The sequence below is a fragment of the Nostoc sp. genome (assembly GCF_036917975.1).
Classification (GTDB): domain Bacteria; phylum Cyanobacteriota; class Cyanobacteriia; order Cyanobacteriales; family Nostocaceae; genus Nostoc.
This window is the reverse complement of record NZ_JBALEJ010000023.1, coordinates 70,251-86,029: the sequence shown is the minus strand read 5'-3', so window position 1 is coordinate 86,029 and position 15,779 is coordinate 70,251. Positions and strand designations below refer to the sequence as shown.

The following is a 15,779-nucleotide window of genomic DNA, read 5'->3' as shown; positions in this document are numbered from 1 at the left end:
GGGAGTAGGGAGTAGGGAGTAGGGGAAGAAATCGTTATTGTTCTAACATTTGAAAGAATCGGGTAAAATAATCTGGAAAAGTCTTTGCTGTACAACCAGGATCTTTAATTACAATCCCTGGAACCTTCAAACCAGTGACAGCAAAAGCCATCGCCATTCGATGATCGTGATAGGTTTCAATCGCGGCTGGGGTAATGGGGCTAGGCTCAATTCTCAGTTTATCGGCGAATTCTTCCACCTTAACCCCTAACCGACGTAATTCTGTGACAACAGCTTGAATCCGATCGGTTTCCTTATATCGAATATGTTCTACGTTCCGAATAGTAATCGGTGAACTGGCAAAGGGCGCGATCGCAGCTAATGTTTGCACCAAATCCGATATATCATTCATATCAATATCGATGCCTTGCAATTGCTTCGGCCCCGTCACTTCAGTGTAATCATCGGAATCCTTAATTTGGCAACCCATCTGCTCTAAAACATTCAGCCAGAGAATATCACCCTGACAGGATTGTTTGGTCAAATGTTTGACGCGCACTCGTCCACCCGTGACGGCGGCGGCGGCAAAAAAGTAAGAAGCATTTGACGCATCGGGTTCTATTGTGTAATGTCGAGCTTGGTAACGTTGACCTGCTTTAATCTGAAATTGATTCTCGCCAATTTGAATCACCTCTACGCCAAAATCGGCCATGAGGCTACAGGTCATTTTGATATAAGACTGAGAAACCAGTGTACCCTCAACCTCAAAAATCGTATCCTGTTGAGCGTAAGGTGCAATCATCAGCAACGCCGAAAGTTGCTGACTTGTTTGGTTAGCTTTCAAGCGAAAATTTCCGCCAGCGAATCCCTGGCTATAGAGGGTGTAGGGCATAAACCCAGAGTTTCCCTCAAAGTTAACAGTGGCTCCACCTGTTTGCAGCACCGTCAGCATGTCACCCATCGGTCGTTCTCGCATCCGAGGAACGCCATCTAGCCGATATTCGCCATTACCCAGTGCCACCAGCGCCGAAATAAACCGTGCTGTAGTACCTGATAAACCCACAAATAAATCTGCCTGTTTAGCTGGAATATCACCTCCCCTTCCGACAATCTGAATCTGAGCCAGATGAGGATTCAGAGTTATGGGAATACTCAATTGCTCTAAACATTTAGCAAAATACTCGCTGTCTTCACTAAATAAGGCATTTTCTAAAATGGAGTCACCTTGCGCCAAAGCAGCGACAAGCAACGCCCGATTGGTAAGACTTTTAGAACCAGGAATTTCTACCGTGGCATCCACTGGCCGATTTAGAGCAGGAATTGCAATGGTATCCACTTTAGACCTCTACGTAGGCGGTTAGCTACAACCTTATATATTCCCATATCTTGAACGAAAGGAGCAGGGGGAAATCAATTTAAAATGACCGAACAAGGCAAAAATGAAGAGTGCTGAGTTCCAAGTGCCTCGGTAAAGAGCGTGAAAGACCGCGCCACTTGCGGGCGGGGTATCAACCTTCTCTCTATAAGAAGATTCCGCTTGACTTCGGGCGGGGTATGAACCAAAAATTCTTTTAATCCAAAATCTAAAATCTAAAATCGCTAGTCAAATCAAGGTTTTGAAACCCAGGATCGGTAGCTTTTGTTTGTGTAGACGCGGTTTCTAACCGCCCGTTTCACCTTAATTTGACACCAATGAGTATTGCTGTGCCCTGGCGACAGATGTGGTTCAAATACATGAAAACTGCTGTAAGTGAAAAATCTGGCTCTGCTTTTGGGAATACTTTATTTATTCACCCGACTAATCTGGCACCCAGAAATTTTTAATATGAAATGGATTAAACCATATATATATTTTGTAACCTTTTCCTTGCCTTTGTCTTTGCTCTTCTCTCAGTGCCCTCTGCGTCTCCGTGGTTCGTTAAAAAATTCTCAATCAAGAAGTACCTGTAGAATACACAATTTTACAGGGAAAATATGCCGTGGGAACAGTATTTTTACGGAACTTGATTAGCCTTTCAGAAAAAGGGGCGCAGCTGCGATCGCCACATTATTTATATCTTTTGAGCAATCTCAAACTCAAGTTATTGATTGAAGCAGAAATGTCCATAGAAGAAGAATATATCTATGCCAAGGTGATCCAACAATCTAATATTGACGGGCATCTTTATCTGCTTCGGTTTACAGCTGTTCGGCCAAAAGCGATGTCTGACGACAAGCCGCTAGGCGTCTACGCAATTTTAAATACACTGCATCAGCTTGGGTGAGATGAGAGTATCAATCATATTCAAACGCTAACAAAGAGAGGTATATATAAATGGGGTAAACCGAAAAAATAGGTAGTTGAGATTTTTTAAAATAGTAACAAATGTTGCTGATAAAACCAGGCGATCGCGATAAGATTCTGAACTTAAGCCTGACCAAACTCCAATAACTCCTTAATAATTCGTAATTCTTAATTTATGGTATGAAGCAACTAAGTTGAGTTGTGGAGTTCAAAATATGATTTCTTCTAAAACTGAGATTCAATTACATCCCAAGGACAAATGACTAACGTAAACAAATTTCAAAGACTAGTAGAACTTGCAAACGATCATGGAATTATTTGCCAGCCAACACCTGAAGAATGTTTGATTGCATCCTTGCCTGGAGACGATGATTTTTTATTAGCTTTTACTTGGTCTGGTACAGTTGAGGGAGAGCCGCCAGAGCATGAATTAATTGCAATTAGTGTACAGGATATTGTTAAAGAAGTTACTGTTGCAGCTTGGCAGATTCCTATTTATTTATTCGGAAACGTTTTAAGACAAGCTCAGATGCTTGTCACTGCCCACAAAGATTTTGTTAGCTAGCACATAAGCCTAGAGCGTGTTTTCAAACTCGCTGTGTTCTAAAATAGGCGATCGTAGTCAGGGTGTGTTGAGGAAAGTCCCAATACTTCTCAGTTAAGAATTAAGCAGTATTGAGAATAAAAAAAGTGAGTGGTTAAAGTTTAGTACCCGCTCCTCTGTGGATTGGAATTCTCGCTGGAAACTTAGAACGAGGTTTTTTGACTACTCTGGGATTTGTTCTGCCCTGTCTTGGAGGGATTTTTTGCTCCAAAATTTCCAGGATTAGTTTGGAGAAAAAAAGGGTAGTTGCCCACTGTTGGCATCTTGGAAATCAGCAATAGCACAGGCGTTTAACTTTGAGAGTACCAGTGAAACCTAAGCGCAAAGGAGATATTTCAGCAGCAGTTGCGGCTTGAAACATTAAAGTACGAACTGCATAATGGCTTAAAAGCCAGCCGTAGATTTCTTGAACAACTTCGCGAGGTTTGAGAGAACGAATCGGAGTTTTACGCCCATTTAGATGAGTTTTTAACTCATCAATAGTGTTTTCAATTTCCCAACGCTGATGATATTCTGTGGCCAACAACAAAGCCGGAAATAGCGCAATATCCATCAAACTGGTAATTAAACGATAAGTTTGTTGTCCATTCTCTGAGTCGATAGTGTATTCTATAACCCGTACCTAAATCCTTGACCCACCTTTGTGCTTGGATTTGCGGTCTGGAGCAATCCAGGACAGATATGAGCCATCGTCTAAAACCTTGTCTACTGGAAATTTAACGTTCTTTGGCACTCGCCCTAAATAGTCACATCCTTGATTTAAGGTGGTATGAACCATGCGGTAAGAATGTAGCCCTCTATCCCACATCGGCAGCATCCCTTGACTACAAGCTCGTAGTAGTTTTAAAGCTCGGATTCTTTCGGACATCCGGTAAGGACACATCAAGGCATCAACAATTAGATGCGTTCCCGCCTCAATTAGCAATACTAAACGTAATGCAAGGAAATGCCGCTCTAGTTCCTTTTCTACTGCCTGGATATCCAAACACCCTGGCATTAGCCGCACTATCTGGGACATCCAACACCGTACCGTCTACTGCCATTACTCGTAGTCCTCCTAAAAATGCCCCTGGAGTCTGCGCTGTCGCTAATGGTCTGACTATCTTGTGAAACAGCCGACTCATTGCCCAACATCCCAACCTCTGTCTTGCTTCACTGATGGAAGAACTACTTGGTACTTTCCAATACTGCCCTAATCGCGTCCACTGTCTACTTAGTCCATTTACCAGATTTTTCAGTACATCCCCCATTGCATCTGATGACCATAGATTCATCGCTATGACTAGACACACTACCAACCCAGATGGCAATTTCCGCGTTAGCGAAGCTCGCCGCAGGCATCGCTCTTCACCACTGTCTGTCTCTGATAAAGTTTCTCTAATCACTGATGGCGAAATGACTGTTTCTATCGCTTTGAATATTAACTCTGCTTCTAAGGTTGGCGTTATCAACGAAAAATCTTTTAGCAGCACCAATTTTTCCCATCGCACTTCTTGGAGAACAATTATCACTTTACCTTGCTTTTGTTCTTAACCGAGAAGTATTGGGTTGGGTGGAGTGAAACGCAACCCAACATTATCACCAAATTTTATGTTGGGTTACGCTATCGCTGCACCCAACCTACAAAACTACGGTTCTCAAGGTAGACGAGGTTTAATAGCTAATTACAACCAAAGTGCGATCGCTTTTCTCTAAAATCCTGCGTGATAGACACCAGAAGTTAGAGGCGGTAAATCGCGAATTGCAGGCAATCGAATGACGGTTAGTCATATTGCCATACTGTTGCATCCAATTTACAATAGAACAAATGTACTAAATGATATGCTATAATTCCCATATTATTGATGTTGAAATCATAGTAGAGGATCAGCTCTAGTTTCTTGCTTTCCTGAGTGCCAAAATATACGGCATGAGTTGAGTGCAAGAGTTATGGCAACATCGATAAATAAAGCAGGTACGAGATTAAAATAATTGAATCCTAAACTCGACTCGGTGCTACTAATTAACGTTGAAAGGCATTGAAGTCTATATTTCTATGTCTTATGAACCCCTGCACCACAAATATCGCCCCAAAAGTTTTGCTGAACTGGTGGGACAAGAGGCGATCGCCACCACCCTCACGAACGCGATCGGCACATCCAAAATCGCCCCCGCCTACTTATTCACTGGGCCAAGAGGTACGGGGAAAACTTCTAGTGCCCGGATTCTGGCTAAATCCCTCAATTGTCTCAAAGGTGATAAGCCCACGGCTGAACCTTGTGGTGTGTGTGAAGTTTGTCAGGGGATCACCAAGGGGTACGCCTTAGATGTAATTGAAATCGATGCCGCTAGTAATACTGGTGTCGATAATATTCGCGAGTTGATTGAAAAAGCCCAGTTTGCTCCTGTGCAGTGTCGCTACAAGGTTTATGTAATCGACGAATGCCTAACTGGAGATTCTCTGATATTGACTGATAAAGGACTTAACAGAATCGATGATCCCAAAATCAAAGGGAAGAGGGTTCTGAGTTACAACGACTCATCAGGTAAATGGGAATTCAAGAAAGTTGTCAGGTGGTTAGATCAAGGAGAACGTCAAACCTTCGTTATCAAGACAACTAACCGAGAAATTAGATGTACGGGTAATCATTTAATTAGGACAAACCAGGGATGGCTACCAGCAAAGGACGTAAGAGAAGGAGTGAAGATACTATCGCCTGTGAATGTGGATGTGGCATCCTCATTTACAAATTTGGTATCGATGGACGCACCCGGAGATTTGTTGGCGGACACCAGTTTAAAGGCAATACATCTGGGCAAAAATTATACGACCTGGAATCTATCCTTAAAGAAGCCGAATTACTCCGACCTTTCTGTGCTTGCGGGTGTGGTGAAAAGCTTGATATCCCAACCTTTTTACAAAAAAAAGGCCGAGGAATCATTAGCATCCAGTCTCGCTGGGAAAAACATCCATATAAAAAAGGACACGGAATTTGGGAACTTAGAACAGAAAAGTTCCTTGCAGATGCGGCAGTTATCCAGCCAAATGCACTTGGACTTATCTACGGAACCTTACTTGGAGATTGCTCTATCAGTTATCCCAATAAATACAGTAGATTCCCCAGATTGTGTTGGACACACTCAGAAAAGCAGCAAGAATGGTTGGAATACAAAGCCTATCGCCTTCAAGAATTGCGTCCAAAACTGCGAATTACAGCTAACAAAGGATACGGAAACATCTCAGTTACCTGTAACACTGCTTGTCATCCCCAACTCAAAGATGTCTTTGAAATCGTTAAACCAAATAGGGATAAAAAACTCGTCTCTATGGACTGGCTTAATCGAATTACCCCAGAAGGACTTGCTTGGTGGTACATGGATGATGGCTCACTCAGTCTCAGTCCAGAAGGAAGTCCACGAATTCAACTGCATACAGAAGGATTCTCTGGCGCAGAAAATCAACTCATTGCCAGTTGGCTTACAGCAATGGGATATTCAGTTGCAACAAAGTTTTACACCAGGAGTAGTACAGGTAAGACATACTACTACATCCAGATGGGTGCAAGCACCAGTAGAAAATGGCTGGCAGACCTTAAACAATATTCCATCCCCTCGATGGATTACAAGTTTGGAGACTGTCGAATCTGTTCACCTCGCTGGGACTGAGCGAGTCTATGATATTGAAGTAGCAGATAATCATAACTTTGTAGCAAATGGGCTTTTGGTACACAATTGCCACATGCTCAGTACTCAGGCATTCAATGCGCTACTTAAGACACTAGAGGAGCCACCGAGACATGTGGTTTTTGTATTGGCGACAACAGACCCGCAACGGGTGTTACCAACGATTATTTCACGCTGTCAAAGGTTTGATTTTAGACGCATTCAGTTAGAGGCGATGGTGAAGCATTTAAGTGCGATCGCATCTTTTGAAAACATTCATATTTCACATGATGCTGTCACCTTGGTAGCCCAACTTGCTCAGGGAGGGTTACGGGATGCTGAAAGTCTACTTGACCAATTGGGTTTGTTAGCGGGTGAAGTGACACCAGAGCGAGTTTGGGATTTAGTTGGAACAGTGAGCGAACAAGACTTGCTGAGTCTTTTAAATGCGATCGCTCAAGATAAACCGGAAGCTGTTCTAGACTGTACTCACTACATCCTAGATCGTGGTCGAGAACCCCTAACTATTTTGCAAAATCTCGCCGCCTTCTATCGCGATTTACTCATAGCTAAAACAGCACCCAACCGCCACGATTTGGTTGCTTGTACTCAGCAAACCTGGACAGCGCTGGTTGAGTTTGCTCAATACTTCGATATGAGCGGGATTTTGGCGGGACAGAAACACTTGCGAGAAGCTGAAGTGCAAATTAAAAATACCACCCAGCCGCGTTTGTGGTTAGAGGTAACATTATTAGGATTGTTACCCAGTGCGACGAATATTCAGCCACAAGCCCCAAGTGTCGCGCCACGAGTTAATATACCTGCTGTATCTCCAAATTATCTTCCAGCAGTTGCCCAAAATCAGCCTGTCTCTTCTGTACCTCTAACTGAACCGCAAACAAATCATAATTCTGCAAACCATCATCAAGCGGCTGCCCAAAATCAGCCCGTCACTTCATCTCATCCTATTGAACAGCAAACAAATCACAATTCTGCTGCTAACTCAGTTTCACCACCAACCCCAGAACCTATATCTGTTCCTGTATCACCTGCAAACGTTGAACCAGTAACTTCAGAAGTTGTTGGGGAAGAAGAAGTTGTTGGAGAAGCACAATATGACTTAACTCAGGTTTGGCAACAGGTGCGTGCTAATTTTCCCATGCCTTCTAGGCAAGCTTTACTAGGGCAAATGTGCCAGCTAATAGAGTTTAACGGCACTGTAGCGCGTATTGCTGTTAAAGGGTCTAAATGGTATGAAACACTTAAATCTGATCTCCCGATGATGAAAACAGCTTTCCAGCAGACTTTTCAACGTGAAGTTCAGGTAAATCTGGAACAAGTCAGTTCTACAACTCCTATCTCAGCCAAAAAAAATCCTCCGCCAAAAGACTCTACTCGCCCTCAGCAACCACCCACACCCAGTTATAACCAGCAAGTTCCGTCTCCAGCGCCAGTACCACAGCCAACCACTCCACCACCAGCACCGACAGCACCAAAAAATGGAAATAGCATAAATGGAAATGGGGCAAATGGAAATGGGGCAAATGGAAACGGCGTAAACGGAAACGGCGTAAACGGAAATAGCATAAATAGAAATGGGGTAAATGGAAATGGGGCGCAAACTTTGCCTCCACCCCCAAAACAAACGCCCGCACCTGATTGGGAAGTTGATGAAGTAGCGATCGCAGCTCAACGTGTAGCAGAATTTTTCAATGGACAAATTATCCGTTTTGCAGATGATTTCCCAGAATTCTCCGATTCCATAACTACACCAGAATGGGTAGAAGAAGCAGACGTGGATGATGAATAAAAAATGCAAAATTATTTTTGGTAATTTTGCATTTTGAATTTTGAATTTTGAATTTTGAATTCCCCAAAGGGGCTATTCACCATGCCCAGTATGCAAGGTTTTCACCCATTTCAGCCGCTTTGGTCTTACCGACATCCGGGCAGTAGTACTGCTCATGACGACTAACCAGTGCAACATATATAAACTGCCACGCAGGGTTTGCACAAGCATTATAAAATATGTAGAAAGTGGGAATTTTTGATCTTGACGTATTCGTTTCAGACCTGTAAACATCCCTACCATCGACATAGTAACGGATAAGCCTGTGATCGGACTTAACATTGGTGGACGATGACGAGCGATCGCCATCAATAAATCTGGTATTGCTGCTGTCGGCAAGATATACATAATCAGCATAAAAATCAGCAAATCCCAGCTTTTGCGTGTTCCCATGCGGTTTTTGAGAATTAAATCCCAATAATCCAGATAGCGCTGATAACCGCCTTCTGCCCAACGGTTGCGCTGATGCCAGAGTGAAACTGCACTTGTCACACCTTCTTCTTGCACTGCTGGATGGAAAACACACTCAATATCCCATTTATCCAAATGTAAGCGGATTGTCAAATCCAAATCATCGGTAATGGTTTCCTCATTCCAGCCACCGCAGCTTTCTAAGGCGGAACGGCGGACAAATTGACCATTACCCCGCAGTTCGCCAATGCCACCAAGGGCAGCCCGTTGTTGCTGAAACCAGGTATCAAGGGCCATTTCTGCCATTTGACCCTTAGTCCAAAAGTTGTCTTTAGCGTTGGCGATCGCTTTTCGCACCTGCACCGCCCCCACATTTTCTCTTTGAAATAAAGGTACTACCTGTTGCAGCAAATCTGGTGTCACTTGAGCATCAGCATCAAATACTGCTATAATGTCGCCCTTTGTCAGGGGCAATACCTGATTCAAAGCCCCCGATTTGCCACCAGTAGCTTCTACTGAACGCCTTAGTACTTTCAGCTGGTTGTGTTTCTGTTCGAGTTCTGCTAGTAAATGCGGTGTGCTATCACTGCTGTGATCGTCAATTATCCATACTTCGTATTGCCCACCTGGATATTCCAGATTACAAAGATTTTTGACTAATTTAGCAATTACCGCTTCCTCATTTTTTGCAGCCACCAGCACAGATACAGAAGGCAAATCTCCCTGTATTTCTTTTGGGTTACGGCGGGATTTAGTAAACACTACCACCAAAGCATGAAATCCTAGAATGGTGGTCAGCCCTAGAATAAAAATAGAAGCCCAAGAAACTAAATGTAGAGCGATCGTGCCACTCCAGACGATAGTCAAGACTAGAGCCGCTTTGCCTCTACGACCTTGAAACCGGGATGGTAGAGACACTGGATCTGTCTCTAACACCGACTCCTCATCTACTGATAGGTCAGATAACAAGGAGTTGAGCGGATCAAGCTCTTGATAAGAATCTTCTTCGGGCCAGGAATTCGCTGGCATAGGTTAGGTTGCTTGATTCAAAAACCACTATTTGTCTACAGTTAGTAATTTTACGGACAAATATCCCTAAGCTACTTTTCCCGATCTTAATCGGAATGGGCAAACTGCAATACCCGCTATCCCTAAGCCAAAAGCCACTGGGACTACCTTTGTTGTCACCGCCACTCTGCGTAATTACTTGACATTAACCACGTTTGCTACTCTTAGACAGAGGCTTGATTCCTTTGATAGCCACTTGGGCAGGAAGCTTGTAGAGTCGGATTTTCTCCAAAGAGAACTCCGGTTTAGGCAAAGTAATAGCAAGGTAGCAGCAGCTTTTTGTTGGGAGAAACTGCAATAACGTTATCCACCACTTTACAGTCGGGATTTTTAGTGTTACCGTTCCCAGCTTCGATAACAGTTAATGCAGCATCATTGTAACCGAAATTTTAATATTTCTTATCAGGAACTTCATTTATTGGGCATTGAAAAGAGGCAGAGGGGCGGGGTGCGGGGGGCGGAGGGGAAAACTCTTCTCCCTTACTCCCTGCTCTCTGCCCCCTTGCTTCTTCCCGGCTCTCTCATGTGCTTTAGATACATCTTTTGGGAATACTACTAACAGCCACTAATACCCCCAGTTGCAAACTAACTTGAGGAATATTTAATCATGTCTATTGAGCAACTTCAGCCTGCCACTCAACAACAAGCCAGTGTTTACTTACCTTACGTTCAGGGCGCTAGGCGCAATTTCTTACCCTATGCCATCAGTCTTTATCAAAAAGGGGTCTTAGAGGGACATCGGAAGATAGAAGCCAGTGAACATGTCCCCTTTGTCGCCTCCTGGAATGTTGCCACCCTACCCTCAGACTTAACTCGTTGCCGAATTCAGTTTGATGGCAACGCTGACCTAAGTTATGAACTGATGATGGCTAGTTTCGAGTTTATTAATTTTTTAATTGAACTTATGGACAATTATAAACGTTATCGCATAACCGATTTTTCACAACAGTTTTACCGCAAACTATTGCGTATAGATGATTGATTAAACTCAGCCGGACTTTTACCATACTCAGTGCTGAGTGCTGTTAGCGCTGAGTGCTGAGGTTTGAATTGAGTACTCAGTACTATGCTAAAAGCCCCGCCCCTCTGGTGCGTCCGCTGCGTGAACGTGGGCGGTTTTTTAACTCGCTTGCCGAGGCACGGGCTAAACCTTAGCTATCCGCTAACGGAACTCAGCACTCTTCATAGAAATATGCGGGATGCGGGAAACGAGCGCGTCTGTTAGGGTCGAGGTGTGCATTACCTCCGTCCTTTAAAAGCCTTAATTACTAAATGTGGTGTATCTGTAGGCTTGACGCTAACAAATAAGTGGATGTGGTCAGGTGCTACTTCTAAGGCTAGAATATCCCAATTTTTCTCTATAGCTAATTCAGCAAATATCTGCCTAGTTCTAGTTGCTATCTCTCCTGTTAAAACTTTCTTGCGGCGCTTAGGTATAAAAACAAAATGATAGTTAATTAAGTATTTAACATGGTTATGCGTATTGTAATCTTCTTGAGTTAGCATCCTAGATTAGTAGATATGTATTGAATTATCTACTATAGTCAATTACTATATACAAATCAACTAATATGCATTTGGTGTTGTAGGGTGGCAAAACCCAATAAAAGTATGGGTGTGCAACAAATTTTGTTGTCCCCAAGTAATGAGACAAAAGCACTACTAGAATATCTCTGTGAGCAATCAGGCAAACTTTACAATAGCGGAGTTTACTTTGCGCGTCAAATTTTCTTCAAAACAAATAAGCTATTAATCGGTAAATTTGACTTAGCTTTTGAACCATCAATTAGTAAATCAGCACTTGCTCAATCCCTGCCTTCTACGCCAATGCAGCAAACTCTAATGTCAGTTACTGAGGCGTTTAAATCTTTTAAACAATTAAGAGATTTGTATCTAAAAGGTGAATTACATTTCAGACCTAAAGCACCGGGATATCTTAAGGGTTCCAAGCTGTTCAAAGTTGCGTATCCTAATTCAGGAGGACAAAAACCAACATTAATTAATGGACAACTTAGGTTTTCTCTGGGGTTGACAGTTAGAAGGTGGTTTGGGGTATCTGAGTTTTTTCTACCAATGCCATCAAACATTGATTATTCTAAGGTCAAAGAGTTTACGATTCTACCCAAGAATGGTGCTTTTTACCTTGAGATGTCTTACGAGGTAGCGCATCATAAACATGATTTAGACATAAATCAAGCATTGTCTATTGACCTTGGAACTGCTGATAATTTAGCCGCTTGTGTTGATACATTAGGTAATTCTTTGTTGATTGACGCTCGTGCGATGAAGGCGATGAATCAACTCTGGAACAAAAAAGTATCGACACGAAAAGAAGGCAAGCCAGAAGCCTATTGGGACAACTGGTTAGACCGTGTAACCCGCAAGCGTAATCACCAAATGCGCGACGGGATTAACAAAGCAGCAAAATTAATTATTGACCGCTGCCTTAGATATGGTATTGGCACTCTAGTGATTGGGTGGAACGAAGGCTTTAAACACTCTGCCAACATGGGTAGAGTTAATAATCAAAAATTTGTTCAAATGCCTTTAGGCAAGTTGAAAGACAGATTAAAACAACTGTGTGATTTGCACAGCATTAGATTTATTGAAACCGAGGAAGCCTACACGAGTAAGTCGAGCTTTTTAGATGGAGACTCCCTACCCAAATATGGTGAAAAGCTAGTTGGTTGGAAAGCATCTGGAAAGCGGATCAAGAGAGGGCTGTATCAGTCAGCGAATGGTTCAATTGTGAACGCGGATTTGAACGGCAGTGCGAATATTTTACGAAAAGTAGCCAGCAATCTAAGCATTGACTTAGGCTTACTGGGTAGACGGTGTTTGACGACCGTAACGAGAGTTAGACTTTGGACACATATCTAAGTGTACTCTATCTGTAGAATCTCAGCGGCTTCAGCCCTGAGAGTGTCAAAACAGCCTCCGAGTTTCAAAACATCTTCTTAGGTTCGATGTCTTTTCTTCTTTTCAAAAGAATACCAAAACCAGCTACCATCAAGGTTCCAAGAAGGCTAGCGGGTTCTGGAATAGAAGTTTCATCTATAGGTACTTTAATTCTCAAATTTGCCAAGGTAGCGTTAGTTATGGTCAAGGATGTTATAGTTGGCAAACCTGGAATATCGGACTGGAAGTCAAAGACTGTGGGAGTTAAAATACCATTGGGATTACTATATCGCTCCCCATATCCACTCACTTCAAAAGTGCCTTGGTACTGCTTTCCGGTGTCTGGGTCGGTGACAGTGCCAGTGTAGAAAGCCTTTGTGAGATTAAATTCATCCTGAACTACTCCTTGAAATGTAGTTCCTGTCAATTGTCCCTGATATTTATAGGGTGTCAACTGACCACCAGAGAGAACTGGCGATGTGAGAACACCATCAAAGGAGACAATTGGAATACCTTTAAAATCAACAAAGTAATGCAGACTTCCATCAGAGCGTGTTTGTACCTTTAAATAGTCTGACTGGTATACAGGAACATAATTAGGATTATTATTAGTACCTAAGTTCCGGTAATAAGTTCCAGTGTCATCCGTATCAATACGAGTAACACTGTTATTGAAATTGGGATTATTTCTGGGAAGTTCGATTGTTCCTGATAAACTCCCGATACTTTCAATTGTGATGAATTGAGCAGCAATTGCACTTGCGCTACTGAAAGCGATCGCTACTGTTGCGAAACAACTGCTGCTAACAACTGCAAAACCTAGCTTAATCCCTGATGAACTCACTTTCATTAATAAATTGTTCCTTTAATTGCCGATGGTAAACACACCTAATCTGCTGAGATTCATTGCAAATGTTTCTCTAGCACGATTTATTATTCCCAAGCTGATGATGGAAGTTTCATCGGCAAAAAATCTGGTGAAAATTAAATATGCATTACCTGAAACCCTTTGTAGGGAAAATTCATTTTGAATTTTGTTAGCGCAGCGTAAAGCCTTCTCTACGAGACGCTACGCGAACGGCATGGCTTCGCTTAGAGCAAGTCCGCGTACTCTTACAGAGAAGCAAGCTACGCGCAGCGTCTCGTAGAGAGCGTCATTTTGAATTTTGAATTGATTCATTTATGGGGTTTCCCTTCAGCATAGCTGCCTTCTCACTCAATACAAAGCCTCAAACGCATCCTACCCAAGCCACAGATAGCAGAGATGAACAAAATTCCAACTCCTCCTCATCTCTCCACTCCCCATTCAAAAATTTTGGTCGAGTACTAGGCTAGGATTTTAGTATTACAAGTCCTTTGATAACCCATGAATGGATCAAACCGATTAGGTAAGGAATCCTTGCCAACATCCCAGCAAGTAGAACATTCCCACCATCACGATACAGACGAAGAGCATACAGATCATACTCATGGAACTGGAGAGTCGGCTCATCCTCACATCCATAGCGAAGAGTCTTTACGGCGAATTGTCAATCGATTATCGCGCATAGAAGGACATGTTCGTGGTATTAAAGCAATGGTGCAGCAAAGTACCCCCTGTCCTGATGTTTTACTGCAAATTGCCGCAGTGCGGGGCGCATTGGATCGGGTAGCGCGGATTGTTTTGGATGAACATTTAACAGAGTGTATTGGTAGAGCCGCACAAGAGGGCAATATTGATGTTGAAATTAAACAGCTAAAAGCTGCTTTAGATCGGTTTCTACCTTAAGAACTAGAAAATTAATGTGAAATACATTCCCAAAATTCATGATGCACTAACAGCGATACATCAAAAGGAGTCGGAATTCAGAATTGGTGAATTCTCTACCCATGTACCCTTACAGGCAAGCAAGCTACGCGCAGCGTCCCGTAGGGAAGGGATAGAGTTTTAAATGAGTGAAAAAATTTAATACTAGTTTCGCGCCACTTGCAGGCGTTAGCGCGTAGCGGGACGTTCGCGGTAGCGTCTCTAAGAGTTGTACGGTTTTAAACCAATATTCATTACCCAGTCGTACAGAATTCATACTGACTTCTGACTTCTGAGTTCTTCTTATCAAAATTCAATAAGTGCATCGTGGTTTTTACCAATTTCATAAGAAAATATACAATGCAAAAATGATGCTTTTTCGCTAGCTATGGTCAGAGAAAATTATCAATTTTACTATTCTTTAATTAGCAACCCAGACAAACCACTCATTATTTTCCTGCACGGCTTCATGGGTAACATAGATGAATTTGATGAAGCCATAAAATTACTATCTAATGAATTTTCTTATTTAACCATTGACCTCCCTGGACATGGTAAAACCCAAGTTTTTGGCGAGGAAGAATACTATACAATGCCAAATACTGCTCATGCTTTAATCAACCTATTGGATGAGTTAAAAATTGCCAAATGCTTTTTAGTTGGTTATTCAATGGGTGGAAGATTGGCTTTATACCTTGCCTTGCATTTTCCCGAACGTTTTCATAAAGTCGTCTTAGAGTCAGCTTCCCCAGGTTTGCCAACAGAAGCAGAAGAATTAGAACGCATTAAGCTTGATAAGCAAATAGCGAGAAAATTAACAATAAGCCTTGAAAAAAGCGATTTTGTAGCTTTTCTATCAAATTGGTACAATCAGCCGATTTTCGGTTACATAAAAAATCATCCAGAATACGATCGCATGGTAGAAAGTCGGTTGCAGAACAATCCACAGGAATTAGCTAAATCACTACGCTTTATGGGTACTGGATGCCAACCTTCTTTATGGGAAAATCTAAAAAATAATAAAATTCCCATGCTTTTACTAGCTGGTGAATATGATGAAAAATTTATATCTATTAATACAGAAATGGCTAAACTATGCAAATTAGCCCAGATACAAATAATTAGTAGTACTGGACATAATATTCACTTTGAAAATCCCCTAGCCTTTGTGGAAAATATCAAAAGTTTTTTGTCCACAGTAAGTTAAAAATTACGTTGAAGAAGAATTCAGAAGTCAGAATTCAGGAGCGGAGCCGGA

Annotated in this window: 12 protein-coding genes and 3 pseudogenes; 10 read left to right on the top strand and 5 right to left on the bottom strand. The window is 42.3% G+C overall.

Features of this window, described 5'->3' with window-relative positions; translation table 11 throughout:
* Nucleotides 1-34: 34 nt before the first annotated feature.
* Complete coding sequence (aroA, locus tag V7K76_RS08380; RefSeq protein WP_334776753.1) at nt 35-1,315, bottom strand: 3-phosphoshikimate 1-carboxyvinyltransferase; 1,281 nt, start codon at nt 1,313-1,315, stop codon at nt 35-37.
* A 643-nt stretch (nt 1,316-1,958) separates the two neighbouring features.
* Between aroA and V7K76_RS08375 the strand changes: the two genes are divergently transcribed.
* Together V7K76_RS08375 and V7K76_RS08370 are read left to right on the top strand one after the other, a co-directional pair.
* Entirely contained in the window at nt 1,959-2,243 is a 285-nt protein-coding gene (locus tag V7K76_RS08375; RefSeq protein WP_334776755.1) for a hypothetical protein, read from the top strand.
* A 279-nt stretch (nt 2,244-2,522) separates the two neighbouring features.
* Nucleotides 2,523-2,828: a hypothetical protein gene (locus V7K76_RS08370; protein ID WP_334776756.1), complete on the top strand. Its 306-nt coding sequence runs from the start codon at nt 2,523-2,525 to the stop codon at nt 2,826-2,828.
* Between the two features lie 261 nt (nt 2,829-3,089).
* Here the strand turns inward: V7K76_RS08370 and V7K76_RS08365 are convergent.
* Nucleotides 3,090-4,339: pseudogene (locus V7K76_RS08365) on the bottom strand (IS4 family transposase).
* Between the two features lie 85 nt (nt 4,340-4,424).
* On the opposite strand from V7K76_RS08365, the gene V7K76_RS08360 reads away from it, so the two are divergent.
* The 3 genes and pseudogenes from V7K76_RS08360 (at nt 4,425) to dnaX (ending at nt 8,319) form a co-directional block, all read left to right on the top strand.
* A complete protein-coding gene (locus V7K76_RS08360) occupies nt 4,425-4,562 on the top strand; it encodes a hypothetical protein (RefSeq protein WP_334776757.1) in 138 nt (45 codons plus the stop codon).
* Between the two features lie 24 nt (nt 4,563-4,586).
* A pseudogene (locus tag V7K76_RS34570) lies at nt 4,587-4,697 on the top strand (hypothetical protein); the annotation flags it as partial.
* A 205-nt stretch (nt 4,698-4,902) separates the two neighbouring features.
* The gene (gene dnaX, locus V7K76_RS08355; protein WP_334776758.1) at nt 4,903-8,319 is read left to right on the top strand and encodes a DNA polymerase III subunit gamma/tau; all 3,417 of its coding nucleotides are present in this window, start codon (nt 4,903-4,905) and stop codon (nt 8,317-8,319) included.
* A 72-nt stretch (nt 8,320-8,391) separates the two neighbouring features.
* Here dnaX and V7K76_RS08350 read toward each other — a convergent pair whose 3' ends face one another.
* Nucleotides 8,392-9,798, bottom strand: a complete 1,407-nt coding sequence (locus tag V7K76_RS08350) for a glycosyltransferase (protein ID WP_334776759.1) — start codon at nt 9,796-9,798, stop codon at nt 8,392-8,394.
* 646 nt (nt 9,799-10,444) lie between these two features.
* Here V7K76_RS08350 and ebsA point away from each other — a divergent pair.
* Nucleotides 10,445-10,819 carry a type IV pilus biogenesis protein EbsA gene (gene ebsA / locus V7K76_RS08345; RefSeq protein WP_094347510.1) on the top strand — a complete coding sequence of 125 codons (375 nt, stop codon included), beginning with the start codon at nt 10,445-10,447 and terminating at the stop codon, nt 10,817-10,819.
* A 263-nt stretch (nt 10,820-11,082) separates the two neighbouring features.
* On the opposite strand, the pseudogene tnpA reads toward ebsA, so the two are convergent.
* Nucleotides 11,083-11,343: pseudogene (gene tnpA / locus V7K76_RS08340) on the bottom strand (IS200/IS605 family transposase); the annotation flags it as partial.
* A gap of 84 nt (nt 11,344-11,427) precedes the next feature.
* Between tnpA and V7K76_RS08335 the strand changes: the two are divergent.
* Entirely contained in the window at nt 11,428-12,717 is a 1,290-nt protein-coding gene (locus V7K76_RS08335) for an RNA-guided endonuclease InsQ/TnpB family protein (RefSeq protein WP_334953611.1), read from the top strand.
* 64 nt (nt 12,718-12,781) lie between these two features.
* Here the strand turns inward: V7K76_RS08335 and V7K76_RS08330 are convergent, their stop codons facing one another.
* Entirely contained in the window at nt 12,782-13,585 is an 804-nt protein-coding gene (locus tag V7K76_RS08330) for a PEP-CTERM sorting domain-containing protein (RefSeq protein WP_334776761.1), read from the bottom strand.
* A 25-nt stretch (nt 13,586-13,610) separates the two neighbouring features.
* On the opposite strand from V7K76_RS08330, the gene V7K76_RS08325 reads away from it, so the two are divergent.
* The 3 genes from V7K76_RS08325 (at nt 13,611) to menH (ending at nt 15,728) form a co-directional block, all read left to right on the top strand.
* Complete coding sequence (locus tag V7K76_RS08325) at nt 13,611-13,766, top strand: hypothetical protein (protein WP_334776762.1); 156 nt, start codon at nt 13,611-13,613, stop codon at nt 13,764-13,766.
* Nucleotides 13,767-14,101: 335 nt separating this feature from the next.
* A complete protein-coding gene (locus V7K76_RS08320) occupies nt 14,102-14,503 on the top strand; it encodes a metal-sensitive transcriptional regulator (RefSeq protein ID WP_334776763.1) in 402 nt (133 codons plus the stop codon).
* A gap of 406 nt (nt 14,504-14,909) precedes the next feature.
* Nucleotides 14,910-15,728: a 2-succinyl-6-hydroxy-2,4-cyclohexadiene-1-carboxylate synthase gene (gene menH, locus V7K76_RS08315; RefSeq protein WP_334776765.1), complete on the top strand. Its 819-nt coding sequence runs from the start codon at nt 14,910-14,912 to the stop codon at nt 15,726-15,728.
* Nucleotides 15,729-15,779 lie beyond the last annotated feature (51 nt).

Excerpts from the sequence above, each read along its gene's own strand:
- V7K76_RS08370 (WP_334776756.1), top strand. The coding sequence starts at position 2,523 with ATGACTAACGTAAACAAATTTCAAAGACTAGTAGAACTTGCAAACGAT.
- dnaX (WP_334776758.1), top strand. The coding sequence starts at position 4,903 with ATGTCTTATGAACCCCTGCACCACAAATATCGCCCCAAAAGTTTTGCT.
- V7K76_RS08350 (WP_334776759.1), bottom strand. The coding sequence starts at position 9,798 with ATGCCAGCGAATTCCTGGCCCGAAGAAGATTCTTATCAAGAGCTTGAT.
- ebsA (WP_094347510.1), top strand. The coding sequence starts at position 10,445 with ATGTCTATTGAGCAACTTCAGCCTGCCACTCAACAACAAGCCAGTGTT.
- V7K76_RS08330 (WP_334776761.1), bottom strand. The coding sequence starts at position 13,585 with ATGAAAGTGAGTTCATCAGGGATTAAGCTAGGTTTTGCAGTTGTTAGC.
- V7K76_RS08325 (WP_334776762.1), top strand. The coding sequence starts at position 13,611 with ATGGTAAACACACCTAATCTGCTGAGATTCATTGCAAATGTTTCTCTA.
- V7K76_RS08320 (WP_334776763.1), top strand. The coding sequence starts at position 14,102 with ATGAATGGATCAAACCGATTAGGTAAGGAATCCTTGCCAACATCCCAG.
- menH (WP_334776765.1), top strand. The coding sequence starts at position 14,910 with ATGGTCAGAGAAAATTATCAATTTTACTATTCTTTAATTAGCAACCCA.